General features: G+C 66.8%; 1 protein-coding gene. It reads left to right on the plus strand.

Annotated features, from left to right (window positions below):
• Positions 1-238, plus strand: a 238-nt coding sequence (locus SB754_RS22805; RefSeq protein ID WP_410784541.1) for a HisA/HisF-related TIM barrel protein, incomplete at both ends; no start/stop codon positions are given.

The following is a 238-nucleotide window of genomic DNA, read 5'->3' on the forward strand; positions in this document are numbered from 1 at the left end:
CTCGTGAACTCGATCGACGCCGACGGCACCAAACAGGGCTTCGACCTCGAGCTGATCTCCGCGATCCGCGAGCTCTCGAGCGTACCCGTGATCGCGTCGGGCGGTGCCGGGGACGTCAGCCACTTCGCCCCGGCGGTGCGCGCAGGAGCGGATGCCATCCTGGCCGCGACGGTGTTCCACTCGGGACAGATCCGCATTGACGATGTCAAGCGTGCCATGCGAGAAGAGGGAGTGCTGG

Source organism: Leifsonia sp. SIMBA_070, from assembly GCF_046534635.1.
In the GTDB taxonomy this organism is placed as follows: domain Bacteria; phylum Actinomycetota; class Actinomycetes; order Actinomycetales; family Microbacteriaceae; genus Leifsonia.